This is a genomic window from Devosia sp. A449 (genome assembly GCF_054489375.1).
Genome location: NZ_JBTMWU010000003.1, coordinates 223,492 through 248,987, shown reverse-complemented (window position 1 = coordinate 248,987; position 25,496 = coordinate 223,492). Strand labels below are relative to the sequence as shown.

Below are 25,496 nucleotides of genomic sequence, written 5' to 3'. Positions count from 1 at the left end.
TTATGGCCCAACCCGCCCGCTTCACCTTCGATCTCGACCTCGGCCAGCGCACCACCCCGCAAGCGCCGCCCGAGCCCACCATGCCCGAGCGCCTCGTCGCCGACCTGCTGGCCCAGGCGCGCGAAGAGGCTTATGCCGAGGGCGTCGCCGCCGGCGAGCGCAATGCCACCTCGATGGCAGCGCAGACCCTGGCCGCTGCCGCCGGCACCCTGGCCACCCAGACCGCCGGCATGGCGGCAGCGCTCGACGCCGCCACCGGCCAGTCGCGCCGCGAAGCGGTGGAACTGGCGGCCAGCATCGGCCGCAAGCTGGCGCTGCATCTGCTGGCGCGCTACCCCACCATCGAACTCGACGCTTTGATCGCCGAGTGCATGCAAAACCTCAATGGGGTGCCGCATCTGGTGGTGCGCTGCCACCCCACCATTGCCGACGGCATTCGCGACATCGCCACCGCCCATATGCACACTTCCGGCTTTGCCGGTCGGCTGGTGGTGATGGGCGATCCCGATATCCGCCTCGGCGACGGGCGGCTCGAATGGGTCGATGGCGGGCTGGTCCGCGATATCGGCGCCATCGCCAGTGACATTGATAGCAAGATTTCGGCCTATCTCGCCGCCCGCAGCGGCCGGGCCAGCCAACAGGAGAGCAGCCAATGAGCGCTTCCGATCCCGGTGACGACATCACCACGCAGGAACCCATCAGCTTCGAAGAAATGCTGGCCCCCAGCAAGCCCGACGGCCCCGAAGCCTATGGCGAGCGCAGCGCCTCCGATCTCGAAGCGGTATTCGACGTGCCGGTCCGCATCTCGGTCGTGCTCGGACGCACCAAGATGGCGGTCAGCGACCTGCTGCGCCTCGATACCGGCACCGTCATCGAACTCGACCGTCAGGTCGGTGAAGCCGTCGAGATTTTCGTCAATGACCGCCTCGTCGCCCGCGGCGAAATCGTCCTGGTCGAAAGCAAGCTCGGCGTCACCATGACCGAAATCATCAAACCACAGTAAGGGAGGCCAGGATGCGTCTGCTCATCATCGGAGCCCTCGAGGGCCAACTCAGCGAAGCCACCAAGATGGCGATGAATGGCGGGGCCAAGGTGGCCCATGCGCCCTCCGTCGAGATCGCGCTGGCCGCTTTGCGTGCCGGCCGTGGCGCCGATCTGCTGCTGGTCGATGTGGTGATGGATATTTCCCGGCTGATCGCCGGCCTCGAGGCCGAACGCATCGCCATTCCGGTGGTCGCCTGCGGCGTCGAAGCCAATGCCGCCGCCGCCGTCAACGCCATCCGCGCCGGGGCTAAGGAATATATTCCTCTGCCGCCCGATGCCGAGCTGATTGCCGCCGTCATCGCCGCCGTCGCCCGCGACTCTTCCGAATTCCTGTTCCGCGATCCGGCCATGGAGCGTGTCGTGCGCATGGCCGACCAGATCGCCGGCTCCGACGCTTCCATTCTGATCACCGGCGAAAGCGGCACCGGCAAGGAAGTGCTGGCCAAATACGTCCATTCCCGCAGCAAGCGCGCCAACAAGCCCTTCATCTCGATCAACTGCGCCGCCATCCCCGAGGCGCTGCTCGAATCCGAGCTGTTCGGCCATGAAAAGGGTGCCTTCACCGGCGCCATCGCCCGCCGCATCGGCAAGTTCGAGGAAGCCTCGGGCGGCACGCTGCTGCTCGACGAAATCAGCGAAATGGATGTCCGCCTGCAAGCCAAACTGCTGCGCGCCATTCAGGAACGCCTGATCGACCGCGTCGGCGGCGGCAAGCCCGTGCCCGTCGACATCCGTATCCTCGCCACCTCCAACCGCAACCTGGCCGAAGCGGTGCGCGAGGGCAGCTTCCGCGAAGATCTGATGTTCCGCCTCAACGTGGTCAATCTCAAGCTCCCCGCTCTGCGCGACCGCCCCGGCGACATCGCCGCTCTGTCCGAGCATTTCGTCGCCAAATACGCCAAGGCCAATGGCCTGCCCCCGCGCGAGCTGTCCCCCGACGCTCGTGCCGCTCTGCTGCAAGCCCCCTGGCCGGGCAATGTCCGCGAGCTGGAAAACACCCTGCACCGCGCCGTGCTGCTATCCTCGGGCGATATCATCGGCCCCGATGCCATCGTGCTGCCGGACGGCATGGGCCTGGTCGAAGCCGCTTCGGCCAATTCGCTCTCCGCCCAGCTCGCTCAGACCGCTGAAACCATGTCCCGGGCCCTGGTCGGCCGGACCGTGGCCGAGGTCGAACGCGAGCTGATCCTCGACACCCTCGATCACACGCTGGGCAACCGCACCCACGCCGCCAACATCCTGGGCATCTCCATCCGCACCCTGCGCAACAAACTCAACCAATATGCCGACGAAGGCACCAACGTGCCCGATCCGGGTGAACGGCGCAGCGTAGCTTGATGGCACACCCCTTCCCCACCCACCGGATTCCCCTCTCCCCTTGCGGGAGAAGGACAGGATTTCTGCGTTCAGCAGAAATCCAGGGTGAGGGGTCTGCCTCCGCATACGCGATGTGCGGACACACACCCCTCATCCGCCCTTCGGGCACCTTCTCCCGCAAGGGGAGAAGGGGAACGCAGTGTAGCCCATGACCGATCTCCCCAGTGGCCGCCCGCGCGCTCCGTTCAAAATCCCGACCGCCAATTCGGTCTTCGACATGCTGCGCTCGGGCGATATCGCCCTGGCCGCCGGCGTCATGGGCCTTATCGTCCTGCTCATCGTGCCGATGCCGGCTTTGCTGGTCGACGGGCTGCTCGCCGTCTCCATCGTCTTTTCGGTGATGATCCTGATGACGGCCCTGTTCATTCAGAAGCCGCTCGAATTCTCCGCCTTCCCCACCGTGCTGCTGATCGCCACCATGCTGCGGCTGGGCCTGAACCTGGCCACCACCCGCCTGATCCTCTCCGAAGGCCATAACGGCACCGCCGCTGCCGGCCACGTCATCGAGGCCTTCGGCAATTTCGTCACCCGCGGTAATTTCGTCATTGGTGCGGTGGTGTTCATCATTCTGGTGATCGTCAACTTCATCGTCATCACCAAGGGTTCGGGCCGTATCGCCGAAGTGGCCGCCCGCTTCAGCCTCGACGCCATGCCCGGCAAACAGATGGCCATCGACGCCGACCTTTCCGCCGGTCTGATCGACGAAGACAGCGCCAAGAAGCGCCGCGCCGAACTCGAAGGCGAAAGCGCCTTTTTCGGCAACATGGACGGCGCCAGCAAATTCGTGCGCGGCGACGCCATTGCCGGCCTGATCATCACCTTCATCAACATCTCGGCCGGCATTCTGATCGGCGTGATGCAGGAAGGCCTGACCTTTCAGGAAGCCGGCAATGTCTACACCCTGCTGACCATCGGCGATGGCCTGGTTTCCCAGATCCCGGCGCTGATCGTCTCCACCGCTGCCGGTATCCTGGTCTCCAAATCCGGCGTCACCGGCTCGGCCGACAAGGCCCTGTCGGCCCAGTTCACTGGCTATCCGCGCGCTCTGGGCATGTCGGCCGCCGTCATGGCGCTGCTGGCCCTGCTGCCCGGCATGCCGATCCTGCCCTTCCTGGCGCTGGCCGCCGGCGTCGGCTACGTCGCCTGGCGCGCCGCCCGCACCAAGGACGAGAAAGCCGCCGACGAAACGCTGCAGCAGTTGAGCAAGGCCCCGTCGCAGCCCGGCGCCCCCGGTGGCCCGGCCGCCCATGAAGAGGCCCCGATCAGCGACAGCCTGCGCATCGACGAACTCAAGCTCGAACTCGGCTATGGCCTGCTCAGCCTCGTCAAGGAAGATGAGAATGGCAGTGACCGCCTGACCGAGCAGATCAAGGCGCTGCGTCGCCAGCTCGCCATCGAGCTGGGCTTCATCATGCCGCCGGTGCGCATCCTCGACAACATGCAGCTTGAGCCCAATGTCTATAAGGTTCGCATCAAGGAAGTCGAAGCCGGCACCGGCGAGATTTATGCCAGCCAGCTGATGGTGATGGACCCCTATGGCAACCAGATCGACCTGCCGGGCACCCACACCACCGAGCCCACCTTTGGCCTGCCCGCCACCTGGATCGAGCCGGCGCTGCGCGACGAGGCCGAATTGCGCGGCCTCTCCATCATCGATCCGTCCACGGTCATTTCCACCCATCTGACCGAAGTGCTCAAGGCCAATGTCGCGGACCTCCTGAGCTACGCCAATGTGCAGTCCCTGCTGTCAGGCCTGCCCAAGGAGCAGCAGAAGCTGGTGGAAGACATCGTGCCCGGCATGATCACCGTCTCGGGCGTGCAGCGGGTGCTGCAAACCCTGCTCAACGAGCGCATCTCGATCCGCGACCTGTCGACCATTCTCGAAGCCATCGCCGAAATCGCCGGCCCCGGCCGCTCGGTACAGACCATTGCCGAGCATGTGCGCAGCCGCCTGTCGCGCCAGCTCTGCGCCGCCAATCTGGGGCCGGACGGCAATCTGCCGCTGCTGACCCTGGGCCCGCAATGGGAACGCGATTTCGCCGAAGCCATGGTTGGCGAGGGCGAAAACCGCCATCTGGCCATGGCCCCGAGCCGCTTGCAGCAATTCATCGGCGCCATCCAGACCGCCTTCGAGCGCGCCGCCCAGCAGGGCGAATTGCCGGTACTGATCACCTCACCCTCGATCCGCCCGCATGTCCGCTCGATCATCGAGCGCTTCCGCCCGCAGACCGTGGTGATGAGCCAGAACGAGGTGCATCCCCGCATCCGCCTCAAGACCGTCGGCAGCGTCTAGCCATGACCACCGGCCAAATCCATCTGACGGGCTATGTCGAAATTCCCGCCGACCGGCTGGCCGCCGTCTTGCAGGCCCTGCCCGAGCACATCGCCCTGACCCGGGCCGAGCCCGGCTGCCTCAGTTTCGAAATCGTCCACAGCGCCGATGACCCGACCCGGTTGCTGGTCGCTGAACTTTTCACCGACCAGGCCGCCTTCGACGCCCACCAGCACCGCGCCGGCGCCTCCGCCTGGGCCCGCATCACCGCCGGCCTGCCCCGGCACTACACCATCACCACCACGCCCTGATCGCCATAAGACGCAGCGTCAGTTTGATCCCAAAACTCACCCCACCCACGATGTCACCCCGGCCTTGAGCCGGGGCCCATCCTGAGATCCCGCCGGCAAAACCATCTCAAGATGGATCCCGGCTCAAGGCCGGGATGACACCCTGTTTGTTGTGCCTCCAACCCCGATGACACCGCATCCACCACTGGTTATTCTCCCCCCATGTCCATCACCATCCTCACCGTCCCGCCCTTTTCCACCCTGTGCAACGCCGCCTTCGCGCTGCGCCGCGAAGTCTTTGTCTGGGAGCAGCACGTCCCCGAGGCAGACGAGCACGATGCCGATGACATGACCGCCACCCATTTCGTCGCCATCGTGGCCGGCGAAGTGGTCGGCACGCTGCGGCTCATCACCCTGCCCGAGCACATCAAGATCGGTCGGGTCGCCGTGCGCCAGTCGTTTCGCGGCCAGGGCATTGCCAAGGCGATGATGCTGGCGGCGATGGATCATGCCCGCGCCCAGGGTCGCGACCGCTTCTACCTCACGGCGCAATCGGACAAGCTGGGCATGTATGAAAAGCTCGGCTTCGCCGCCTTCGGCCCCGAGTTTCAGGATGGCGGCATGCCGCACCGCGCCATGCGCAGCTATGACTTGTGAGCGGCTCGCAGGGACAAATCGCTCCGGTGGAGCGATTTGAGTGAACAAGGCCATGAGGGCTACGCCCGAATGGCGGTGCCGTATTAACCAATTAGCAGGGCCTTAAGCCTGTCGCGCGGCAAGCCGTTTCCTGCCCCGCTGATTGCGCTATTATTGGCGATGTCGGGAGGTTTGCGCGCCCTGTGCTGCGCAGCGCCCGAACAATACCGCCAGGGAGGCGGAGGAGGCCGGCAGCGATTTCGCTAGCCGGCCTTTTCAATGCCGGTTCCCACCAAATCCCAGCCAGCGCTCAATAATCTTTCGGAACGCCTCCGGCCGACCTGCGTTGTCGTGGACATAAAGGGCCGCACGATGCGCTACCGGCAAGTTTTGCACCGTACGGCCCGTTCACCTTTGACGATGAACCTTTGGAGCCTACAATGATCCGCACTCTTTTGGCCACAACAGCCCTTGCTGCCCTGCTGACCACCGGCGCAATTGCCCAGGACGCTGCTCCGGCCGCCCCCACTCCAGTGGAAAATGCCGTCGATAACGCCGCCGATGCGGTGAAAGACGCCACCGACGCCGCTGCCGCTGCCGCCAAGGATGCTGCCGCAGCCACGCAGGAGGCCGCCGGCAAGGCCGCTGACGCTGCCAATAATGCAGCCAACAATGCCGCTGTGGCCGTCGACAATGCCACCCGCCCGCAATTCGAGCTGTCGACCGGCTACACCGCCGTTGATACCGACAATCTGGGCACCCGCCTGATCGGCCAGTCGGTGTTTTCCTCCACCGGTGACGATGCCGAGGATATCGGCAAGATCACCGACATCGTGTTTGACGATAACGGCCAGATCGTCGCCGCCATTATTGGCGTCGGTGGCTTCCTCGGCCTGGGTGAAAAGTCGGTCGCGGTGGACTTCCGCAGCCTCGAATTCACCATCGCCGCTGACAACACCGAGCGCTGGGTGGTCCCCACCACCGCCGAAGCGCTGAACGCTGCGCCCGATTTCGTCTGGCTCGAGGATGAGCCGGCGCCGGCACCGGCTGACGCCATGGCGCCTGCCGCAGCGCCTGCCGCACCCGCAACCAACTAATCCCTCGCGGATTATCCCTTGGGGAGGGCCGGCCTTCGGGTCGGCCCTTTCTGCGTCACAGGAGATTCTTCAATGCTGCGTCCGTTTCTGACTGCCACCGCCCTCGCTCTGCTGCTGGCGTCGCCCGCCCTGGGCCAGGCCGCTGCCCCCGTTGCCCCCACGGAGCTGCAACAGAGCGGCCTGACGCCGCCCACAGTGCTGTCGCAAGGCTATGCGGCTGGCGGCGAGGATGTGCTGGTCACCCAGTTGCTCGGCCAAACCATTTATTCGGCGGTCGAGGACCCTGCTGAAAACATCGGCACCGTCACCAATCTGGTGGTCACCGCTGGCTTGGGTATTTCGGCCGTCGTGGTCAGCGTTGGCGGCTTCCTCGGCGTCGGCGAGAAGGAAATTGCCGTCGATTTTGCCCAGCTCGAATGGGCGATGCGCGACGATGGCTCGCGCCGCTGGGTGCTGCCCACCACTGCCGAGCTGCTCACCGCCGCGCCGGCCTTCATCTGGTCGGACAGCGAGGAAACCACCGGCAAGCCCGCCCTCACCACCCAGGAAGAAGAAGACCAGCTGGTCGACGGCAACCCCAACGCCACCGCCATTGATCCTGCCCTCACCACCGACCAGCCCGAAAGCCCGGCGATCGGCGCCCCGCTCGACCGCACCGGCTTTTCCGATTTCGATGAATCCGGCCTGACCGCCGACCAGTTGCGCGGCATCGGCGTCTTCGGCGTCGACGACCAGCAGATCGGCACCATTGGCGACATCATCACCAATGCCGATGGCAGCTTTGACGCGGTGATCGTCGATGTCGGCGGCTTCCTCGGCCTCGGCGCCAAGCCGGTGGCGGTGGGCTTCGACAATCTGGCCTTCTCCTCCGACACCTTCGGCAACCGCTATCTGTTCCTCAACACCACCAGCACCCAGCTCGAGGCCCAGGCCACCTACGATCCCACCACCTACGCTAATGACCGCGCCAGCCAGCGCATGGTGATCAACCCCTAGCCGCGCTTGATTTCTCCGGTCGAGGCAGGCACAAAGCCTGTACTCGATCGGACCCGGTGCAATTCCGGGTGGCTCTTCCGGCCGCCAATCCGCCGGACACTCCAGCTGACATGACCCACTGATCCGCGCGCCTTGGCGCCCGTTCCGTTTGGTCGTCTGGACCCCAACATGACCTTTGCCCAAACCTTGCGGCGCGATTGGCTGAGCAACATCCGTGGTGATGTGCTGGCCGGCATCGTCGTCGCCCTCGCTCTGATCCCCGAAGCCATCGGCTTCTCGCTCATTGCCGGGGTCGATCCCAAAGTCGGCCTCTACGCCTCCTTCATCATCGCCATGGTGATTTCCGTCGCCGGCGGCCGCCCGGCGATGATCTCGGCCGCCACCGCCGCCACCGCCGTCTTGATGGGCAGCCTGGTGCGCGAGCATGGCCTGCAATATCTGCTGGCCGCCACCATTCTGGCTGGCCTGCTGCAGATCGGCGCCGGTTATCTGCGCATCGGCGGCATCATGAAATTCGTCTCCCGCTCGGTGCTGACCGGCTTCGTCAATGCACTGGCCATCCTGATTTTCATGGCCCAGCTGCCCGAGCTGATCGGCGTCTCCTGGCAGACCTACGCCATGATCGCGGCGGGTCTGGCCATCCTCTATCTGTTCCCGCGCCTCACCCGCGCCGTGCCCTCGCCGCTGATCTGCATTCTGGTGCTGACCCTGCTGTCGCTGGCGCTGCAGATCGATGTGCGCACCGTCGCCAATCTGGGCGAGCTGCCCTCCACCCTGCCGATGCTGCTGTTTCCCGATGTGCCGCTGACGCTGGAAACCTTGTGGATCATCCTGCCCTATTCGGCTGCCGTCGCCGCCGTGGGCCTGCTCGAAAGCCTGCTCACCGCCTCCATTGTCGATCAGATGACCGATACCAAGAGCGACAAGAACCGCGAATCCATCGGTCAGGGCATTGCCAATATGGTCAGCGGCCTGTTCGGCGGCATGGCCGGCTGTGCCATGATCGGCCAGTCGGTGATCAATGTGAAATCGGGCGGCCGCACAAGGCTCTCCACCTTCATCGCCGGAGCCTTCCTGCTATTCCTGCTGATGGTGCTCGGCGACGTGGTCGGGCTCATTCCCATGCCGGCATTGGTGGCCATCATGATCATGGTCTCGATCGGCACCTTCAACTGGTCGTCCTTCGCCGATCTGCGCAAGCATCCGCGCCGCTCCAGCATCGTCATGCTGGCCACCGTGCTGACCGTGCTCGGCACCCATAATCTGGCGCTGGGCGTCGGCGTCGGCGTGCTGCTCTCCGGCATTTTCTTTGCCTGGAAAGTGGCGCAGATTTTCCGCGTCACCACCACGCTGTCCGATGATGGCCAGGAGCGGCACTACCGGATCGAGGGGCAACTCTTCTTCGCCTCGACCGAAAGATTCCTCGACGCCTTCGACTTCGCCGAACCGCTCCAGCGCGTGACTATCGACGTCAGCACCGCCCATATCTGGGACCTCAGCGGCGTCAACGCCGTCGACGTGGCGATCCTCAAATTCCGCCGCGCCGGGGTGGAAGTCGAATTACTGGGCATGAACGAAGCCAGCGCCACCATCATGGACCGGCTGGCCGTGCATGACGAAGCCGGCGCCATCGACCGCGTCCTCGGCCCCTGACGCCAGGCTCTCCCCCACCCCCGATGTTTGGTGGCGGACACCGCCCCTCCCCACCGTCACCACCCGGCTTGTCCGGGTGGTCCAGCGATGGTTGAAGCTCCGCTGGATTGCCGGGACAAGCCCGGCAATGACGGCAAAACTAAATCAGGCCCCCAAACGCAAAAAGGCCCGCAAACTGCGGGCCTTTTTTCAAATTCCGTAACGCTTACTGGCTGCGAAACCGCAGCCGGCCGATTTCGTCATATTCGGCCTGTTCCAGCTTGAGCTGCTCGGCAGCCTCGCGCTGGTGCTCGCGCTGGTCGAGCAGTTCGACCTTTTTGAGATCTTCAAGGGCTTCGGCGAGCGCGTCCTGGGCCGCTTCGAGCTTGCCCTTCATGTCGCCGGCCGAATTGAGCAGATTGTCGCGCCTGGTCAGCGCGGCCTTCGCAAACGTCGAATAGGCGAAATGCGCCACATCGGAAATGCCGGTCTTGGTCTGCTCGATTTCAATCTGCTGGTCGAGTTCGGACGCCATGCGTTCGAAATCGGCCACCATCATCTCGATCTGCGCGACCTGACGGCGCTTTTCGTCCACCTGGAACTTTTTGAGCCGAATGAGGCTCTCGCTGCGCGATTTCAAGACCTGTACTCCTTACACACCAAGTCAGTTCCGGGACCCATACCCAGTCCCATCAGCCTGCCGCGCCCGCCTCGGCCACGATCTCCGCGAGCCTTTGATAGCCCTCGGCAATCGTCGTCGTCTCTTCCCGCTCCTGGCTCAAAAAAGCCTCTAATGCGGGATAGATGGCGATAGCGCGGTCCACTTTCGGATCTGACCCTTTCCGGTAAGCCCCCAGCCGGATCAGTTCCTCCATGTCGGAATAAATCGACATGAGTTCTCGCGCCTTGGCCAGAACCGGCCGAAATTCGGCTGGCACACACCCTGGCATGGTGCGCGAGATGGACCGGAGCACGTTCACAGCCGGGTAGCGTCCCCGCTCGGCAATCCCGCGCTCCATCACAATATGACCATCCAGAATACCGCGCACGGCGTCCGCGATGGGCTCATTGTGATCATCACCTTCGACCAAAACGGTAAATAGTCCGGTAACAGAACCGGTTAATGGAGTCCCCGGACCCGCCCGTTCCAGCAATCGTGGCAATTCTGTGAACACCGTAGGCGGATAGCCCTTGGCGGTCGGGGGCTCGCCGATGGCCAGCCCGATTTCGCGCTGCGCCATGGCAAAACGGGTCAGGCTGTCCATCATGCACAGCACGCGCTTGCCAGAATCGCGGAAGAACTCGCTCAGCGCCAAAGACATATAGGCCGCCTGCCGCCGCATCAGCGCCGCCTCGTCACTGGTCGCCACCACCACCACCGCATTGGCCAGCCCCGCCTCACCCAGATATTCCTGGATGAACTCATGCACCTCACGCCCGCGCTCGCCGATCAGCCCGATGATCGCCACATCCACATTGGTGTTGCGCGCCAGCATACTCATGAGCACCGACTTGCCAACGCCCGAACCGGCAAAAATCCCCAGCCGCTGCCCCTCGCACACCGTGGTAAAGGTGTTGAGGCAGCGCACCCCCAGTTCGAGCGGATCGCCCACCCGCACCCGGTCATGTGCCAGCAGCGGATTCTGTCGCAGCGGATAGGCCGTGGCGCCGCGCGGCAACGGTCCCTTGCCATCGATCGGCTCGCCATTGGCATTGATCACCCGCCCCAGCCAGCCCTCCGAGGGAAACGCCGCGCCGTCATGGCGCTGGAACACCGCCTTGCAGCCCATGCGCACGCCCGAGAGCTGCCCGAATGGCAGGCACAGCGCATGCCCATCCTTGAAGCCGATGATTTCGGCGGCCAGCACTTCGCTGTTCACCGTCTCGATCTGCACCCGGCCGCCGACCCGCAATTCGCGCACCGGCCCGACAATTTCGATGAGCAGCCCCTGCACCGATTTGACGCGACCGAACACTTCGATGTCGTCGATGGCCTCAATGGCCGAGATCAGCGCCTTCATGTTCCGCTTAATGTCCGCTCGCTGGTGGCCCGTTTATGGTTTCCAAACCGGCCGAACCATGGTCAATCACGAATCACACAGTAACCCATCGTTAAGCAAATGGCGCTATTGCAAGCGGTGGACCCGTCCGTGCGCCATTTGGCCGGACCCGCCGCCAAACCCTTGCCAGACCTGCAATTGCTTGAGTCTAAAGAGTCGTTTAGAGCGACGACTTAAACCATTTTATTAAGAAAAATTCATATAAATTGCTGTTAATTTTCAATAACTTAGACTTAATTTGTACGGATGGCATTTGCGTATTGCCCAACCGAATTAAACTTTGTTAACTATTTGGACTTAGGGTTCAGTCATATCCAGTAGGGTTGGCGTGGGCAGGCCAGGTCCCACGGTTCCAGCAGGAACGCATGACAAGGGGAATATAATGCGGGTACTCCTTATTGAGGACGACAGCGCGACAGCGCAAAGCATCGAACTGATGCTGAAGTCCGAAAGTTTCAACGTCTACACCACCGATCTCGGTGAAGAGGGTGTCGATCTCGGCAAACTCTATGACTACGACATCATTCTTCTCGATCTGAACCTGCCTGACATGAGCGGTTACGAGGTGCTGCGCACCTTGCGCGTCGCCAAGGTTCAGACGCCAATTCTCATTCTGTCCGGCCTTGCCGGCATTGAGGATAAGGTACGCGGGCTCGGCTTCGGCGCCGATGACTACATGACCAAGCCCTTCCACAAGGACGAGCTCGTGGCCCGCATCCACGCCATCGTTCGGCGGTCCAAGGGTCATGCCCAGTCGGTCATCACCACTGGCGAACTGACCGTCAATCTCGATACCAAGACCGTCGAAGTGCAGACCCAGCGGGTCCACCTCACGGGCAAGGAATATCAGATGCTCGAGCTGCTCTCCCTCCGCAAGGGGACCACGCTCACCAAGGAAATGTTCCTCAACCACCTTTATGGCGGCATGGACGAGCCTGAGCTGAAAATCATCGACGTGTTCATCTGCAAGCTGCGCAAGAAGCTTTCGGTGGCCACCGGTGGCAAGAATTACATCGAGACCGTCTGGGGTCGCGGCTATGTGCTGCGCGAGCCGGACGAGGTCGAAACCTATTCAGAAAACGTCGCCTAGCCCTCCCAGGCTCTGACGTTACTTGAAGCCCCGTGTGACCCAGTCGCGCGGGGCTTTTTCTTTGCCCCTGCACCAAAAATTCTCCCGACCCTGTCGAAACCGGCGCCCCCGGCTCGTCGTTGGGTCAGAAGCGCCCAGCGCCGCACCGAGGAGAATTTCATGTTCCGCATTGCCATCATCACTGGCCTGTTGCTTGCCAGCAGCGCCGCCTTCGCCCAGTCCGAACCGGTCGGCGCCACCGTGCCGGTCAACGGCATGGAGATGTATTACGAGGTGTCCGGCACCGGCGATCCGCTGATCGTCCTGCATGGCGCCTATATGAATATCCCGACCATGGGCGCCATCATCCCCAAGCTGGCCGAAACCCATAAGGTCTATGCCCTCGAGTTCCAGGGCCACGGCCGCACCAACGATATCGACCGCCCCATCACCTATCCCAACCTCGCCAGTGACGTCGCCGCCTTCATGGATGCCGTGGGCGTCGAGAAGGCCGATATCTTCGGCTATTCCATGGGCGCCGCCGCCGGCCTCCGCCTCGCCATCGACCATCCCGAAAAAGTCGACCAACTGGTCGCCGCCTCGGTCGCCTATGACATCTCCGGCTGGCAGCCGGCCTTTACCGCCTTCATTCCGAACATGACCCCCGAAATGTTCGTCGGCACTCCGATGGAAGACGAGTGGAAAAAACTCGCCGTCAATCCCGACGGCTTCCGCCCCGTGGTGGAAAAGCTCATCGCGCTGGAAAGCGAACCAATGGCCTGGGAAGCCGAGGTCAAGACGCTGGCCGCGCCGATGCTGATCATCGCCGGCGACGCCGATGTCTCCACCCTCGAGCACAATGTCGCCCTGTTCCGCCTGCTCGGCGGCGGCGACATGGGCGACATGGGCGCCCCCCTCTCCCCCTCGCGCCTCGCCATCCTCCCCGCCACCTCCCACACCGCCGTCATCAACCAGGTCGACCTGCTCTACGGCCTCATCGAACCCTTCCTGCAGGGACAGACCCCGGAAGGCTTCACGGGAATGTAGAGGCAGTTCTTGAGCACCGAGGCATCAAAAAACACGGTGTCATCCCGGCCTTGAGCCGGGACCCATCCTGAGATGCAGCCACTGGGATGATCAGCAGCCTTGGCGTGTTCGGCCCACGCCCTCCCAACCTCCCCCATCTAGGGGGAGGTGCTGTCCTGTGGTTTTGGCCAGATGGTGCCCCAAACTCGATCTGATACCTCCCCCTTGATGGGGGACTTGCAAGCGGCCCGCAGGGACAAATCGCTCCGATGGAGCGATTTGAGCGCGTAAGGCCATGAGGGCTACGCCCGAATGGCAGGAGGGGGTGGAGCCCCACGCACCGATCCCGCGAGGCCCCCTCATCACCAACCATCTTGCCCCCGCCACATCATCCTGATTTCATCCCCCGCCATGACCTCTCAGTCCGAGACTCACCGCGCCATCACCAGCGTCTGGAAGATCGAGCAGCCGCGGTTGATCGCCGGGCTGACGCGCATGGTGCGCGATATCTCGCTGGCCGAGGAACTGGCGCAGGACGCCCTGCTGATCGCGCTCAAGGCCTGGCCCGAATCCGGCGTGCCGAAAAATCCCGGCGCCTGGCTGATGCAGACCGCCAAGCGGCGCGGCATCGACTATTTCCGCCACCGCAAAATGGCCGCCACCAAGCTCGAAGAAGTCGGCCGCCTCATCGAGGACGACACCCCCGATCACGAAACTGAACTGGTCGAGGCGCTGGATGACGAGGTCGGCGACGATTTGCTGCGGCTGATCTTTACCGCCTGCCACCCCATCCTGCCGGCGGAATCGCGGGTGGCGCTGACTTTGCGCCTGTTGGGCGGGCTCACCACCGAAGAGATCGCCCGCGCCTTCCTCGCCGCCGAGCCGACCATCGGCCAGCGCATCGTCCGCGCCAAGCGAACCATTGCCGAGGCCGGTATTCCTTTCGAGGTGCCACGCGGCGCCGAACGCGTCGAGCGCCTGTCCTCGGTGCTGGGGGTACTCTATCTGATTTTCAACGAGGGCTATTCAGCCACCGCCGGCGAAGACTGGATGCGGCCGCAACTCTGCGAGGAGGCAATGCGACTCGGTCGCACCCTGGCCCGGCTGGCCCCCGACGATGCCGAAGTCCATGCGCTGATCGGGTTGATGGAAATCCAGGCCTCGCGCATTCCGGCCCGCACCGATGCCAAGGGTGTTCCGGTGCTGCTGCTGGATCAGGATCGCGCCCGCTGGGACCAGTTGCTGATCCGCCGGGGGCTGGCCGCCCTCGACCGCGCCGTCGCCCTGGGCGGCGCCGACGCCCCCTATGCGCTACAGGCCGCCATCGCCGCCTGCCATGCTAGGGCGCGTAAAGCCGTCGATACCGATTGGCGCCGCATCGCCGATCTCTATGCAAGGCTGGCCCAGCTCACCCCTTCGCCGGTGATCGAACTCAATCGGGCGGTAGCGATTTCCATGGCCGATGGTCCGGCGGCGGCGCTGGCGCTGATCGAGACCATCAAGGACAATCCGACGCTGCAGAACTATCATCTGCTCTATGGCGTGCGCGGCGACCTGTTGAGCAAATTGGGTCGCCACACCGAAGCGACGCTGGAATTTCGCCGCGCCGCCGAGCTGACCCGCAATGAACGGGAACGGGTCTATCTGATGGGGCGGGCGGAACAGTCCGCCTGACAAGAAAACCGCAAGAAATCTGCCAGCATGCAGCACTAGGCTGCTGCTGCGACCGGCTCGAATTTGGCTTCGAGAAGGGCTCGGTCGAACGGCTTCATCATATAGTCGCTGGCGCCGGCCTTCAGCGCTAAGGCTATGGCGCCAATATCATTTTCGACGGTGCAATAAACCACATGGGGTTTCTCGCCGCCAACATAGGCCCGCAGCAGCTTGAGAAATTCGAGCCCGCTCATGATCGGCATATTCCAATCAAGCAGGATGGCATCCGGCATTTCTTGCCGGCATTTTTCAAAGGCGTCCTGCCCGTCTTCGGCTTCCTCGACGATATAGTCCATGTCCTCAAGCAGGCGGCGCGCCACTTTGCGCACCACACTGGAATCATCGACAATCAGGCAGGATTTCATCCCCCAAGACTCCATTGAGGCGAACGCACACTCCGATTATGCGTTCGCACATCCTAGGAATTGGTTAGCATTTCCGGCTCAGGCCGCGACGGGCTCGACCACTTTGGGCGTGGCGGTGAGGACAAACTGCGCGTCCTCCAGCCCGATCTTGATTTCCATATCCGTCATCCGTGCCAACACACCCGTGTAGAAGGGCTGGATGCCCCGCGCATCGACGAAGCCCTCCTCGGGCGTGCCCGCCAGCAATCCGACGCAACCCGCTGGAATCAAAGTCTTTTGGCGCTTTTCTGGGTCGCTCTTGGAGGTGAATTCAAACCGCTCCTGGCCGGCCTCGCCCTCGATGGTGGCCTTGACCTGCCCGCCGCGCGGCACCGACATGGCGGCGATCAGCAGCAGATTCATGAACAGCTTGGCCTTGTGCTTGGGCATCAGGATCAGCGGCACATTCCACTCAAGATCGGCCTTTTCGATCTCGAACAGGATACGGGCAACGCGCTCGCATTCGCGGGTGTCGATATCGGTGCCCGAGGTCGACGACGCGCCATAGGCCAGCCGCGCAAATTCCAGCTTGGCCCGACTCTGCTTGGCAGCGCTGGCGATCAGATCGCGCGCGCCTTCAGCCATTTCGGTCTGGTTGGGATCGGCCAGCACTTCAAGGCCATTGCCGATAGCACCGATGGGATTGATCAGGTCATGGCAGACACGGCTGCACAGCATGGCCGCCAGATCGGTTGCCTTCAGCTCGATGATGTCCATCTGGGCAGTCTCCGTAAGAATCAGTTCAGCCGACATTAGAGGGTGATCCATAAAAGTGGGACAGGTGAAATTGTGGCGCCGGGCCGGCGATCAATTGACCGAGAGGGTCTTCGACAATTCGGTCCAATGCGTCTCAGCCTGCTGGGCAGCCACGTCAGGCGCCAGCAGGAAGGCTTCGCGATTGGAGGCCGAATAGAACAGATACAGCCGTTGCTTGAACACGGTGTAAATGCGGGGGTCGCTGTCAGCGACATAGCCGCGCGCCATCCCCATCGCCCCATGCCCGCCAAACTGCGGCGCATAGATCTCGGGGGAGCGCTGGAAGATGTCGCGATTGGCGGCACTAGCGAAATGCCAGGACACATTGTTCCAGATAAATTCAAAATCCCCCCGCCCCAGCTGCGGGTCGGACTCGGTGAAATAGCTCACCGGGTCCATGCCATAGATGGCCACCCCGGTCAGTGGATCGGTGACGATCAGCGTCACCATCGACTGTGCCCGGACCGGCAAAATAGCGAGGCTAGCCATGCTCAATAGCGGCAAAACAAAGGCAAGCATGGTTAAGATTTGTTTAGAGATTTGCTTCATCATGGACCCAATGATCGGCATTGTCGGCGACCAAAGTCTGCCCGACAAAACTACGGTCCAAGCCTTAACGACTCCGTAACCGCCGGCGTCGCCCCTCGCCCCCGGGAGATTTCGATGTTCAAGCGCCTCGCCCTCATCATTGCCATCATGGCCGCGCTCGTCGCGCCGATGCAAACTGCCTATGCTCAGGGCTCGCTCAGCGACAGCTATTCCGGCGAAGATCTGGTCGACAGCGGCAAGGAATTCTTTGGCTCCGCCTCGCAGGGCCTGGCCTCGCTGGTCGAGCGCGCCGTCAGCCAGTTCGGCCTGCCAAATGGCTATATTCTGGGCGAAGACGCCGGTGGGGCGCTGTTTGCCGGCGCCCGCTATGGCGAAGGGATCCTGCACACCCGCAATGTCGGCGAGTACAATATCTACTGGCAGGGCCCGTCGATCGGCTTCGACATCGGCGGCGACGGCTCCAAGGTGATGATGCTGGTCTATAATCTCAATCAGGTGCCGGACGCGCTCGGCCGTTTTGCCGGCGTCGACGGCTCGGCCTATATCATGGGCGGCTTCGGCATGACCGTGATCAAGCGCGGCAATGTGGTGATGGTGCCGATCCGCTCCGGCGTCGGCGCCCGCCTCGGCATCAATGTCGGCTATCTCAAATTCACCAACGAGCCGACCTGGAACCCCTTCTGACGCAATCCTGACTGGCCCCACCTGCAGCGGGGCCGTGACGGAACCTCCCAGAACCGTTAGGGTTAAACCCTGGCAAACCTGGCGGCCGCGCCATGATGCTGCCAGATAGGGATTGCCCGTATTGCGTGCCGATGCGGTTTCGGAGTTTGGCCGATGGTCATCGAGAACATCATGTATTTCGCGCTGGGCCTGCTGATGGCCGGCCTGGTGTCGCTGATCATCCTGCCGGCCGTGTGGAAGCGCGCCGTGCGCCTCACCAAGCGCCGCATCGAAGCCGCCACTCCCATCACCATGGCTGAATTCCGCGCCGACAAGGATCAGTTGCGCGCCGAATTCGCCCTTTCCACCCGCCGCCTCGAAATCACCGTCGAGACCTTGCGCAGCCGCCTCGCCGAGCAATTGGGCGACGTTAATCAGGCGCGCAGCGACCTTGGTGCGCTGAGAGCCGAACGCGCGCAGCACAGCGCCATTGTCGAGGAACTGGAGACGCGCGAAGCCGAATTGCGCGCCCGGCTGAGCGAGCTGGAACGCGAGAATACCGATCTGTCCCAGCACTTGCGCATGCGCGAGCGCGAGTTGGCGGCGCGAGCCGACACGTTGGAAACCCAGCATAAAGTGCAGGCTGATCCGGTCGAAGCCCCCGAGGCTGATAGCCTGGTCGCCGCCGAAGCGCGCATGGCCAGCGCCGAAAACCAGCTCAATGCCCTGCTCGCCGAAACCAGCCACGTGGTGGAAAAATCCGCCGATCAGGCCGACCAATTGCTGGCCGACAAGCTCAGCCTCGACGCCGAGGTGGACGCGCTGCACCAGCAGGTGGGCAATGTCGAAGCCAGCATCCTGGCCGATTGGGACAGCGAGCGGATCGAGGATGCCTATCTGCGCGAAAAGCTCAACGACATCGCCGCCAGCGTCAGCCGGCTGGTTTATACCGTCGATACAGAAACTCCGGCAGCCACGGCCGAAGAGGAAAGCCTGTTCGACCGCGTCCAGCGCTTCGCCGATGATAGCGAGGGCAGTGACCTGCTGCCGACCAAGGGCCAGCGCAAGGGCTCGGTGACGGATCGGCTGACGGCGCTACGGGAAATCCAGGGGCGCTAGGGCTTAGCCCTTGCCACCCTATTCCGTCGCCAGCACCACCACGCGCAGCAATTCGCCCGTTGCCGGATCGAACAATGCCAGCGTCGTTGTACCGCCCGCCACATAGGTGACGTTGAGGGCGCCATCGCTCACCATGGCCGACACAATTTCGGCACCCGCGGGTAGCATAACGCTTTCCGCCATCGTGGGCGGCGGAGCGTCGCGCATCACGCGATAGACAAGGGCGATGCCAATCGCCATAAAGCCCAGCAACAGGATGCCGATCGAAATCCCGAAGGAACGGCGCGCCTTGGCAAACATTGCCAGCGCCTCGGGGGACAGTGGCTCGTCCGCTTTGGGGCCGCTTGGCCCAGTCTGATTAGGATCGCTCATGGCCGAAAATACCGCTGCAGAGTTCGAGGGCGACGAAGTCGAGGTCGTGGTCGATGCCGATCTGGCCGGCTTGCGGCTCGATGCCGCCTTGGCCAAGGCCCATCCGGTGCTGAGCCGCAGCCGGATCAAGGATCTGATCCTGGCCGGCGCCGTCAGCATGAACGGGAAGACCGTCAGCGAGCCCAAATACCGGCTAACGGCGGGCGAGACAATCATCCTTCTTGCCCCACCCCCCGAAGACGCCGAACCACACCCGGAAAATATCCCGCTCGACATCCTCTATGAGGACGATCAGCTCATCGTCATCAACAAGCCGGTCGGCATGGTGGTCCACCCTGCCCCCGGCTCGCCCGATGGCACGCTGGTCAATGCGCTGCTGTTTCATTGCGGCGATAGCCTGCAGGGCATTGGCGGGGTCAAGCGCCCCGGCATCGTGCACCGGCTCGACCGCGACACCTCCGGCGTCATGGTCGCCGCCAAGACCGAGCGCGCGCATCGGCATTTGTCCGCGCAGTTTGCCGATCATGGCCGCAGCGGCCCGCTGCACCGCGCCTATACCGCCTTTGTCTGGGGCACCACCGAAACAGCCAAGGGCACCATTGAGGTCCCGCTCGGCCGCGACCAGAACAACCGGCTCAAGCAGACGGTGCGCCAGGACGGCCGCGAAGCCGTCACGCATTATGTCGTCGAAGCCCGCTATGGCGATCCCGGCTGGGACATCACCCGGGTCCAGTGCCAGCTCGAAACCGGCCGCACCCACCAGATCCGCGTCCACATGGCCCATATCGGCCACCCGCTGGTCGCCGACAGCGTCTATGCCTCGGGCTATGCCACCAAGATCAACAAGCTGCCGCCCGACCTCGCCGAGCCGGTGATTGCGCTGGGCCGGCAGGCCTTGCACGCCGCCGAACTGGGCTTCGAGCATCCGATGACCAAGGAGGAAATGTTCTTCGAGGCCCCGCTCCCGCCCGATCTGGAGGCGCTGCAGGAGGCGTTGGATGGCTATAACAAGGCGTTTGCGCGCTAGACCCGACCTTCACTACAAGGTGAATGAACCAAACTGCGGTTTAGGCGTCTAATCTATCGGTGCCCCGCTACGGGCGCGCAACCATTACGGCTTTGTAACGTTTCTTCTGGTTGCCGCCCCTTACAAAGGCCGCATTGGCGCCTATATATCCATCGTAGTCTGGCGATGGGCCGTTGTGGCCATGGCCGGATTGTTGTCCGCTCGCGGAATGCGAGGGAACCAGAAAGGGGTGCGTGTCTATGGCCCAGACCAATCTACCAGTGCTCTCCGCCGAAGGCGGATTGAGCCGTTATCTTCAGGAAATCCGCAAGTTTCCCATGCTGGAGCCGAATGAAGAATACATGCTGGCCAAGCGCTACAAGGAACATGAAGATCCCGGCGCGGCCCAGAAACTCATTACCAGCCATTTGCGGCTCGTGGCCAAGATCGCCATGGGCTATCGCGGCTATGGCTTGCCGATTTCCGAAGTGATTTCGGAGGGCAATGTCGGCCTGATGCATGCCGTCAAGCGTTTCGAGCCGGAAAAGGGCTTCCGCCTGGCGACCTATGCCATGTGGTGGATCCGTGCCGCCATTCAGGAATATGTGCTGCGCAGCTGGAGCCTGGTCAAGATCGGCACCACCGCTGCCCAGAAGCGGCTGTTCTTCAACCTGCGCAAGGTGAAGGGGCAGATCGCCGCGCTGGACGATGGGGCGCTGCATCCCGACCAGATCAAGCAGATCGCCACCACGCTGAAGGTGACCGAGGCCGACGTGGTCTCGATGAATGCCCGCCTCTCCGGCGACGCCTCGCTGAACTCGCCGATGCGGGCCGACGAAGGCGCCTCCGAATGGCAGGACTGGCTGGTCGATGACACGCCGAGCCAGGAAACCAGCCTTGGCGAAAGCCAGGAGTTTTCCGAGCGCATGGGTCTGCTCAACAATGCCATGGACGTGCTCAACGAGCGCGAACGGGCGATCTTCCAGGCCCGTCGCCTGCAGGACAATCCCAAGACACTCGAAGAGCTGGCCCAGGAATATGAGGTCAGCCGCGAGCGTATCCGGCAGATCGAAGTGCGGGCCTTTGAGAAGGTGCAAGACGCCGTCAAGGAAGCCGCCCGCGCCAACTGAGCGCGATGAAATATTCAAAAGGCGGGCCCGGTGCCCGCCTTTTTTGTTTTCTGCACGCTTGCACGGTGTCACCGCGAACTAAGGCTGGGCGGCCAGTTGGCTTGCCGCGATCAAATCCCACAGCCGCTCCTTGCCCAGGATCAGCAGCCACGGCGTATCGTCCATCGGCTCGATGACCACCCGGCCGCCAGTGCCTTCATTGGAGGTGCCGATCAGCCCGCCGGGTTCCAGCGTCAGCCCGTCCATCGGATAGAGCAGCCCGCTGGAGCGGACGAAATCGATCGGCAGCAGCGGATGGATCGAGACGCGTTCGCGGATACCGGCCTCAAAGGCGATACAGCCGGTCACCGCCAGCGCCACATCCACCTCGTCGACCAGCAGCAGGCGGCGCGACGGCGCGAATTGCAGCACGGCGCTGAGCGCCGCCAGCGTATGGTCGAGCCGCTTGCCGGTCATGCCCAGCGCCAGCGTCACCGGCGCGTCGGTGGAATACAGCGCTTTCTGGAAATCGGTGGTGATCTGCTCGGGAATATGGATCACCCGCGTCCGCGCCTCCCAGCGGGCGCGGTCCCGCAGCGAATCGAGGTCGCCGATGATGGCGGCGGGCAGCAGCCCGGCATCGCCAATGGCATCGCCGCCGCCATCGGCCCCCACCAGCATGACGCCGCGCCCGGCCAGCTCCACCAGCAGCGCCGGATCGACCGCGCCACCGCCCACAATGGCCAGCGGCCCATCGCATACGACCAAGGGCCCATGGGCTATCGGCACCGAAGTGTCTTGCACTGTCACAATGGTCTCATTAAGTGTGGGGTGTCTCGCTGGGGTGTTCCGGGGTTCCGGAGCTGAGAGTTACCCATTGAACCTGAACCAGGTCATGCTGGCGGAGGAAGTTCGAGATGGCAAGGGCCTCTCGTCGGTCCACGCCATTGACACATATCCCTTCACCCATGACCGCACACCATTGAAGGGATGACCCATGGTCAAATCCACTCGTCTGGCGCTTGCGGTCCTTGCCGGATTGTTCGTCGCACCTGCAATTGCGCAGGATACGCCCAAGCTCACCATCTACACCTATGACGGCTTTGCCGCCGAATGGGGCCCCGGCCCGGCGCTCAAGACCGGCTTTGAAGCCATATGCGGCGGCTGCACCGTCGAATGGATCGCTGCCGACAGCTCCATCGGCACGCTACGCCGCGTGCAGCTTGAAGGCGATACCACCGAGGCCGACCTCATCGTCGGGCTCGATACCGCCGTCGCCGGCGAAGCCCGCGCCACGGGCCTGTTTGCCGATCACGGGCTGAGCCTCACCGATCTGGCCTTGCCGGGCGAATGGACCGACGCGCAATTCGTGCCCTTCGATTATTCCCATTTCGCCTTCATGTACGACACCGACACCATGACGGTGCCACCGACCTCGTTCGAGGAACTGATCGCCCTGCCGGAGTCGGTCAAGATCGTCATCCAGGACCCGCGCTCGTCCACTCCGGGCTTTGGCCTGGTGCTGTGGGTCAAGGCTGCCTATGGCGACCGCGCCGCGGAAATCTGGAGTGGCCTCAAGCCGCATATCCTGACCATCACCCGCGACTGGAGCGAGAGCTATAATCTCTTCCTCAGCGGCGAAGCCGATATGGCGCTGAGCTACACCACCTCGCCCGCCTATCACATCATCGAAGACGGCGACGAGACCATCAAGGCAGCGCTGTTCACCGAGGGACACTACCCGCAGATCGAAGTGGCCGGCGTGCTGAAATCGTCCGACCAGCAGGAGCTGGCCAAGCAGTTCCTCGCCTATCTGGTGTCGCCCGACGCCCAGCAGATCATCCCGCATACCAACTGGATGTTCCCGGTGGCCGATCTGGCCGGCGATCTCGATCCGACCTTTGCCGCGCTGCCGCAGCCGGACAAGACCCTGACCTTCACCGACGCAGAAATCGCGGCGAACGGCCAGGCCTGGATCGACGAGATGCTGGCAGCGGTGCAGTAGGCGTCGAGATGGCCGCTATCACGAAATGGCACCTCCCCCGTCACGGGGGAGGTGAAGCTCGGTGGTTGGGGCGGCAATCATGCTGACCCTGCCCCACCGCCCCTACCGCATCGCGGCCTCCATTGCCTTGGCAGGGGCCATCGCCGCCCTCATCGGGCTGGTGCTCTGGGCCATTCTGGCCGCGGCCACCGATAGCGGTGGCAGCGCCTCGCGTATCGATATTCCCCATCTGCTGCGCATGACCTCCATTCAGGCCGGGCTGACCACCATCCTGTCGCTCGCCGTCGGCACCATGCTGGCCTGGGCGCTGAACCGGCTGCGCTTCCCCGGCCGCGATCTGGTGGTGGGGCTGTTCGCCTCGGCCATCGTCACCCCCGGCATGGTGGTCGCCTTCGGGCTGCTGTCGATCTGGGGCCGCAATGGCTGGATCAATCAGGCCAGCGAGGCGCTGTTCGGCTTTTCCATCGGCAATCCGGCCTTTGGCCTGTCGGGCATCCTGTTTGCCCATGTGGTGCTCGATGGCGCCTTTGCCGCCCGCATCATGCTGGCCCGGCTCGACGCCATTCCTGCCAGCCGGCTCAAGACCGGGCAATCGCTGGGCCTGTCGCCCTGGCAGCGCTTTGCCATTCTGGACTGGCCGGCCCTGCGCGGCACCATGCCGGGCCTCGCAGCGATCATTTTCCTTCTGGCCTTCACCAGCTTCCCCATCGTGCTGCTGCTCGGCGGCGGCCCGGCCAACCAGACGCTGGAAGTCGCCATCTATGCCGCCGTACGACAGGATTTCGACCTGACCGGCGCGGTGCGCCTTGCCGCCACCCAGATTGCGGTATGCTCGCTGGTCATTCTGGCCGCCTCGGCATTGGCGCCAATCCCAGCCAGTTTCGGCGCCTCCGCCGCGCCGCGCTGGCGCGATGCCGGGCCGGCGCGACTGCTGCAATGGCTGGTGCTGGCGCTCTGCACCATCGGCTTCGTGCTGCCACTGGTCTCGGTGCTGGTCGATGGGCTGGGCAGTGGCTTCGGCGCCCTGCTGGGCCGGCCGGTATTCTGGTGGGCCGCGGCCAGCAGCCTCGTCATCGGCGCCAGCTCGGCGCTGCTGACCCTGATGCTGGCCTTGACGCTGGCGCTGGGACGCGGCGCCACCGGGAGCGGCTTCTTGCGCACTGTGCTCGGCATGCCGGCCTTTGCCTATCTGGCGGTGCCGGCTGTGGTGCTATCGCTGGGGTTCTTCTTGCTGGTACGCCAGCTTGGCATTGCCCCCGCCACGGCTGCGCCCTTCGTCGTCATCCTGGCCAATAGCCTGCTGGCACTTCCCTTCGCCATGGCCACGCTGGGGCCACCGCTGGAGGCCATTGCCCGCAGCCGGGGCAAGTTGATCCGCTCGCTCGGCCTCTCCGGTTGGCGGCAATTTATCGCCGTCGAATATCCCCTGCTGGGGCGCGATATCGGCGTAATGCTGGCGCTGGCCTTCTGCTTTTCGCTGGGCGATCTGGGCGTCATCGCTTTGTTCGGCACGCAGGATTTCCAGACCCTGCCGCTGCTGATGTTCCGCGCGCTGGGCTCCTATCGCAGCAATGATGCCGCCGCCATCGCCGCCATCCTGCTGATTGGTACCATTATCGCCTTTGTCGGCCTGCCCAAACTTTTCGAAAGGATCGCCGATGCTGCGCGCTGAGAACCTCAGTTTTGCCTATCCCGGCCAGACCGCGCCCTATTTGTTCTCCTTCGTGGCCCATCCCGGCGACGTCACCGCCATTTCCGGCGCCAGCGGCTCGGGCAAATCGACCCTGCTCGACCTGCTGGCCGGTTTTCTGACCCCAGCCGCCGGCCGCCTGATCCTCGACCACGCCGATCTGCTGAAGCTGCCGCCCGAGGCCAGGCCCGTGTCGCTGTTGCTGCAGGCGGATAGCCTGTTCGAGCATTTGAGCGCCGCCCATAACACGGCGCTGGGCCTGCCTGCGGGCACACCCAAACCCGAGGCCAACCGGCTCGTCGCCGCAGCGCTGGCCGAAGTCGGGCTGGAGGGTATCGGTGCGCAGGTCGCCAGCACGCTTTCGGGCGGGCAGAAGCAGCGCGTGGCGCTGGCCCGCACCCTGTTGCGGGCACGCCCGGTGCTGCTGCTGGATGAGCCATTCTCGGCGCTGGATGACGAAACCCGGCTGGCGGTGCGCGACCTGGTGCGGCTGCTGACCATTCGCCACCGCTGGCACACCATTCTGGTGAGCCACCATGCCGACGACATCGCCGCCCTGGCCCAGCGCCGCTACATGCTGGCGGATGGGCGGTTGGCGGCAGCCTGACTGC

Annotated in this window: 26 protein-coding genes, 1 riboswitch and 1 other annotated feature; of the genes, 19 read left to right on the top strand and 7 right to left on the bottom strand. The window is 63.6% G+C overall.

Annotated elements, in window-relative coordinates:
• Positions 1–2 precede the first annotated feature (2 nt).
• From ACX3OW_RS10425 to ACX3OW_RS10385, 9 genes are all read left to right on the top strand, one after another.
• A complete protein-coding gene (locus tag ACX3OW_RS10425; protein ID WP_459095707.1) occupies positions 3–656 on the top strand; it encodes a FliH/SctL family protein in 654 nt (217 codons plus the stop codon).
• A 56-nt stretch (positions 657–712) separates the two neighbouring features.
• Positions 713–1,003, top strand: a complete 291-nt coding sequence (gene fliN, locus ACX3OW_RS10420) for a flagellar motor switch protein FliN (protein ID WP_459096091.1) — start codon at positions 713–715, stop codon at positions 1,001–1,003.
• A gap of 11 nt (positions 1,004–1,014) precedes the next feature.
• The gene (gene flbD / locus ACX3OW_RS10415) at positions 1,015–2,382 is read left to right on the top strand and encodes a sigma-54-dependent transcriptional regulator FlbD (protein ID WP_459095706.1); all 1,368 of its coding nucleotides are present in this window, start codon (positions 1,015–1,017) and stop codon (positions 2,380–2,382) included.
• Positions 2,383–2,569: 187 nt separating this feature from the next.
• The gene (flhA, locus tag ACX3OW_RS10410) at positions 2,570–4,714 is read left to right on the top strand and encodes a flagellar biosynthesis protein FlhA (protein WP_459095705.1); all 2,145 of its coding nucleotides are present in this window, start codon (positions 2,570–2,572) and stop codon (positions 4,712–4,714) included.
• A 2-nt stretch (positions 4,715–4,716) separates the two neighbouring features.
• Positions 4,717–5,004 carry a putative quinol monooxygenase gene (locus tag ACX3OW_RS10405; protein ID WP_459095704.1) on the top strand — a complete coding sequence of 96 codons (288 nt, stop codon included), beginning with the start codon at positions 4,717–4,719 and terminating at the stop codon, positions 5,002–5,004.
• Positions 5,005–5,205: 201 nt separating this feature from the next.
• A complete protein-coding gene (locus ACX3OW_RS10400; protein ID WP_459095703.1) occupies positions 5,206–5,640 on the top strand; it encodes a GNAT family N-acetyltransferase in 435 nt (144 codons plus the stop codon).
• A 419-nt stretch (positions 5,641–6,059) separates the two neighbouring features.
• Positions 6,060–6,716, top strand: a complete 657-nt coding sequence (locus ACX3OW_RS10395; RefSeq protein WP_459095702.1) for a PRC-barrel domain-containing protein — start codon at positions 6,060–6,062, stop codon at positions 6,714–6,716.
• A 72-nt stretch (positions 6,717–6,788) separates the two neighbouring features.
• Positions 6,789–7,712, top strand: coding sequence for a PRC-barrel domain-containing protein (locus ACX3OW_RS10390; RefSeq protein ID WP_459095701.1), 924 nt, complete (start codon positions 6,789–6,791; stop codon positions 7,710–7,712).
• 46 nt (positions 7,713–7,758) lie between these two features.
• Positions 7,759–7,814 (top strand) — a sequence feature (sul1 is cis-regulatory element that is thought to sense ions involved in sulfur or methionine metabolism; They are found in Alphaproteobacteria).
• A gap of 66 nt (positions 7,815–7,880) precedes the next feature.
• Positions 7,881–9,365, top strand: coding sequence for a SulP family inorganic anion transporter (locus ACX3OW_RS10385; protein ID WP_459095700.1), 1,485 nt, complete (start codon positions 7,881–7,883; stop codon positions 9,363–9,365).
• 205 nt (positions 9,366–9,570) lie between these two features.
• Here the strand turns inward: ACX3OW_RS10385 and fliJ are convergent, their stop codons facing one another.
• Together fliJ and fliI are read right to left on the bottom strand one after the other, a co-directional pair.
• Positions 9,571–9,984 (bottom strand): flagellar export protein FliJ, encoded by a 414-nt coding sequence (gene fliJ, locus ACX3OW_RS10380; RefSeq protein ID WP_459095699.1) that lies wholly within the window; start codon positions 9,982–9,984, stop codon positions 9,571–9,573.
• Positions 9,985–10,036: 52 nt separating this feature from the next.
• Complete coding sequence (gene fliI, locus ACX3OW_RS10375) at positions 10,037–11,365, bottom strand: flagellar protein export ATPase FliI (protein WP_459095698.1); 1,329 nt, start codon at positions 11,363–11,365, stop codon at positions 10,037–10,039.
• Between the two features lie 421 nt (positions 11,366–11,786).
• On the opposite strand from fliI, the gene ctrA reads away from it, so the two are divergent.
• The 3 genes from ctrA to ACX3OW_RS10360 all read left to right on the top strand — a co-directional run bounded on the left by ctrA (position 11,787) and on the right by ACX3OW_RS10360 (position 15,173).
• Positions 11,787–12,494, top strand: coding sequence for a response regulator transcription factor CtrA (ctrA, locus tag ACX3OW_RS10370; RefSeq protein ID WP_459095697.1), 708 nt, complete (start codon positions 11,787–11,789; stop codon positions 12,492–12,494).
• 159 nt (positions 12,495–12,653) lie between these two features.
• Positions 12,654–13,520, top strand: coding sequence for an alpha/beta fold hydrolase (locus tag ACX3OW_RS10365; RefSeq protein ID WP_459095696.1), 867 nt, complete (start codon positions 12,654–12,656; stop codon positions 13,518–13,520).
• A gap of 390 nt (positions 13,521–13,910) precedes the next feature.
• Positions 13,911–15,173, top strand: coding sequence for an RNA polymerase sigma factor (locus tag ACX3OW_RS10360; RefSeq protein ID WP_459095695.1), 1,263 nt, complete (start codon positions 13,911–13,913; stop codon positions 15,171–15,173).
• 35 nt (positions 15,174–15,208) lie between these two features.
• On the opposite strand, the gene ACX3OW_RS10355 is transcribed toward ACX3OW_RS10360, so the two are convergent.
• The 3 genes from ACX3OW_RS10355 to ACX3OW_RS10345 form a co-directional block, all read right to left on the bottom strand.
• Positions 15,209–15,577: a response regulator gene (locus ACX3OW_RS10355; RefSeq protein ID WP_459095694.1), complete on the bottom strand. Its 369-nt coding sequence runs from the start codon at positions 15,575–15,577 to the stop codon at positions 15,209–15,211.
• A gap of 78 nt (positions 15,578–15,655) precedes the next feature.
• Positions 15,656–16,369: a histidine phosphotransferase ChpT gene (gene chpT / locus ACX3OW_RS10350; protein ID WP_459095693.1), complete on the bottom strand. Its 714-nt coding sequence runs from the start codon at positions 16,367–16,369 to the stop codon at positions 15,656–15,658.
• Positions 16,370–16,423: 54 nt separating this feature from the next.
• Positions 16,424–16,861, bottom strand: a complete 438-nt coding sequence (locus ACX3OW_RS10345) for a YHS domain-containing (seleno)protein (RefSeq protein ID WP_459095692.1) — start codon at positions 16,859–16,861, stop codon at positions 16,424–16,426.
• A gap of 174 nt (positions 16,862–17,035) precedes the next feature.
• On the opposite strand from ACX3OW_RS10345, the gene ACX3OW_RS10340 reads away from it, so the two are divergent.
• Together ACX3OW_RS10340 and ACX3OW_RS10335 are read left to right on the top strand one after the other, a co-directional pair.
• Positions 17,036–17,605 carry a DUF1134 domain-containing protein gene (locus ACX3OW_RS10340; protein ID WP_459095691.1) on the top strand — a complete coding sequence of 190 codons (570 nt, stop codon included), beginning with the start codon at positions 17,036–17,038 and terminating at the stop codon, positions 17,603–17,605.
• Positions 17,606–17,758: 153 nt separating this feature from the next.
• A complete protein-coding gene (locus ACX3OW_RS10335; protein WP_459095690.1) occupies positions 17,759–18,703 on the top strand; it encodes a hypothetical protein in 945 nt (314 codons plus the stop codon).
• An 18-nt stretch (positions 18,704–18,721) separates the two neighbouring features.
• On the opposite strand, the gene ACX3OW_RS10330 is transcribed toward ACX3OW_RS10335, so the two are convergent.
• Positions 18,722–19,075 (bottom strand): hypothetical protein, encoded by a 354-nt coding sequence (locus tag ACX3OW_RS10330; protein WP_459095689.1) that lies wholly within the window; start codon positions 19,073–19,075, stop codon positions 18,722–18,724.
• Here ACX3OW_RS10330 and ACX3OW_RS10325 point away from each other — a divergent pair.
• On the top strand, positions 19,074–20,102 hold the full coding sequence (locus ACX3OW_RS10325; RefSeq protein ID WP_459095688.1) for an RluA family pseudouridine synthase: 1,029 nt from the start codon (positions 19,074–19,076) through the stop codon (positions 20,100–20,102). The genes ACX3OW_RS10330 and ACX3OW_RS10325 overlap by 2 nt on opposite strands.
• Before the next feature lie 239 nt (positions 20,103–20,341).
• A complete protein-coding gene (rpoH, locus tag ACX3OW_RS10320) occupies positions 20,342–21,211 on the top strand; it encodes an RNA polymerase sigma factor RpoH (protein ID WP_459095687.1) in 870 nt (289 codons plus the stop codon).
• A 78-nt stretch (positions 21,212–21,289) separates the two neighbouring features.
• Here the strand turns inward: rpoH and ACX3OW_RS10315 are convergent, their stop codons facing one another.
• Positions 21,290–22,000 carry a thiamine diphosphokinase gene (locus ACX3OW_RS10315; RefSeq protein WP_459095686.1) on the bottom strand — a complete coding sequence of 237 codons (711 nt, stop codon included), beginning with the start codon at positions 21,998–22,000 and terminating at the stop codon, positions 21,290–21,292.
• A gap of 20 nt (positions 22,001–22,020) precedes the next feature.
• A riboswitch (TPP riboswitch) is annotated at positions 22,021–22,117 on the top strand.
• Positions 22,118–22,187: 70 nt separating this feature from the next.
• Between ACX3OW_RS10315 and thiB the strand changes: the two genes are divergently transcribed.
• The 3 genes from thiB to ACX3OW_RS10300 all read left to right on the top strand — a co-directional run bounded on the left by thiB (position 22,188) and on the right by ACX3OW_RS10300 (position 25,492).
• A complete protein-coding gene (thiB, locus tag ACX3OW_RS10310; RefSeq protein WP_459095685.1) occupies positions 22,188–23,195 on the top strand; it encodes a thiamine ABC transporter substrate binding subunit in 1,008 nt (335 codons plus the stop codon).
• A 79-nt stretch (positions 23,196–23,274) separates the two neighbouring features.
• Positions 23,275–24,867 carry an ABC transporter permease family protein gene (locus tag ACX3OW_RS10305; protein ID WP_459095684.1) on the top strand — a complete coding sequence of 531 codons (1,593 nt, stop codon included), beginning with the start codon at positions 23,275–23,277 and terminating at the stop codon, positions 24,865–24,867.
• Entirely contained in the window at positions 24,854–25,492 is a 639-nt protein-coding gene (locus ACX3OW_RS10300) for an ATP-binding cassette domain-containing protein (RefSeq protein WP_459095683.1), read from the top strand. The genes ACX3OW_RS10305 and ACX3OW_RS10300 overlap by 14 nt, the downstream gene beginning before the upstream one ends.
• The last annotated feature ends 4 nt before the right edge of the window (positions 25,493–25,496 follow it).

What these genes read in the sequence shown, in the direction of transcription:
- flhA (WP_459095705.1), top strand. Translation starts at nt 2,570, where the DNA reads ATGACCGATCTCCCCAGTGGCCGCCCGCGCGCTCCGTTCAAAATCCCG.
- rpoH (WP_459095687.1), top strand. Translation starts at nt 20,342, where the DNA reads ATGGCCCAGACCAATCTACCAGTGCTCTCCGCCGAAGGCGGATTGAGC.
- ACX3OW_RS10365 (WP_459095696.1), top strand. Translation starts at nt 12,654, where the DNA reads ATGTTCCGCATTGCCATCATCACTGGCCTGTTGCTTGCCAGCAGCGCC.
- thiB (WP_459095685.1), top strand. Translation starts at nt 22,188, where the DNA reads ATGGTCAAATCCACTCGTCTGGCGCTTGCGGTCCTTGCCGGATTGTTC.
- chpT (WP_459095693.1), bottom strand. Translation starts at nt 16,369, where the DNA reads ATGTCGGCTGAACTGATTCTTACGGAGACTGCCCAGATGGACATCATC.
- fliN (WP_459096091.1), top strand. Translation starts at nt 713, where the DNA reads ATGCTGGCCCCCAGCAAGCCCGACGGCCCCGAAGCCTATGGCGAGCGC.
- ACX3OW_RS10345 (WP_459095692.1), bottom strand. Translation starts at nt 16,861, where the DNA reads ATGGCTAGCCTCGCTATTTTGCCGGTCCGGGCACAGTCGATGGTGACG.
- ACX3OW_RS10355 (WP_459095694.1), bottom strand. Translation starts at nt 15,577, where the DNA reads ATGAAATCCTGCCTGATTGTCGATGATTCCAGTGTGGTGCGCAAAGTG.
- ACX3OW_RS10360 (WP_459095695.1), top strand. Translation starts at nt 13,911, where the DNA reads ATGACCTCTCAGTCCGAGACTCACCGCGCCATCACCAGCGTCTGGAAG.
- fliI (WP_459095698.1), bottom strand. Translation starts at nt 11,365, where the DNA reads ATGAAGGCGCTGATCTCGGCCATTGAGGCCATCGACGACATCGAAGTG.
- ACX3OW_RS10405 (WP_459095704.1), top strand. Translation starts at nt 4,717, where the DNA reads ATGACCACCGGCCAAATCCATCTGACGGGCTATGTCGAAATTCCCGCC.
- flbD (WP_459095706.1), top strand. Translation starts at nt 1,015, where the DNA reads ATGCGTCTGCTCATCATCGGAGCCCTCGAGGGCCAACTCAGCGAAGCC.
- ACX3OW_RS10325 (WP_459095688.1), top strand. Translation starts at nt 19,074, where the DNA reads ATGGCCGAAAATACCGCTGCAGAGTTCGAGGGCGACGAAGTCGAGGTC.
- ACX3OW_RS10385 (WP_459095700.1), top strand. Translation starts at nt 7,881, where the DNA reads ATGACCTTTGCCCAAACCTTGCGGCGCGATTGGCTGAGCAACATCCGT.
- ACX3OW_RS10400 (WP_459095703.1), top strand. Translation starts at nt 5,206, where the DNA reads ATGTCCATCACCATCCTCACCGTCCCGCCCTTTTCCACCCTGTGCAAC.
- ACX3OW_RS10330 (WP_459095689.1), bottom strand. Translation starts at nt 19,075, where the DNA reads ATGAGCGATCCTAATCAGACTGGGCCAAGCGGCCCCAAAGCGGACGAG.
- ctrA (WP_459095697.1), top strand. Translation starts at nt 11,787, where the DNA reads ATGCGGGTACTCCTTATTGAGGACGACAGCGCGACAGCGCAAAGCATC.
- ACX3OW_RS10395 (WP_459095702.1), top strand. Translation starts at nt 6,060, where the DNA reads ATGATCCGCACTCTTTTGGCCACAACAGCCCTTGCTGCCCTGCTGACC.
- ACX3OW_RS10335 (WP_459095690.1), top strand. Translation starts at nt 17,759, where the DNA reads ATGGTCATCGAGAACATCATGTATTTCGCGCTGGGCCTGCTGATGGCC.
- ACX3OW_RS10425 (WP_459095707.1), top strand. Translation starts at nt 3, where the DNA reads ATGGCCCAACCCGCCCGCTTCACCTTCGATCTCGACCTCGGCCAGCGC.
- ACX3OW_RS10300 (WP_459095683.1), top strand. Translation starts at nt 24,854, where the DNA reads ATGCTGCGCGCTGAGAACCTCAGTTTTGCCTATCCCGGCCAGACCGCG.
- ACX3OW_RS10340 (WP_459095691.1), top strand. Translation starts at nt 17,036, where the DNA reads ATGTTCAAGCGCCTCGCCCTCATCATTGCCATCATGGCCGCGCTCGTC.
- ACX3OW_RS10390 (WP_459095701.1), top strand. Translation starts at nt 6,789, where the DNA reads ATGCTGCGTCCGTTTCTGACTGCCACCGCCCTCGCTCTGCTGCTGGCG.
- ACX3OW_RS10305 (WP_459095684.1), top strand. Translation starts at nt 23,275, where the DNA reads ATGCTGACCCTGCCCCACCGCCCCTACCGCATCGCGGCCTCCATTGCC.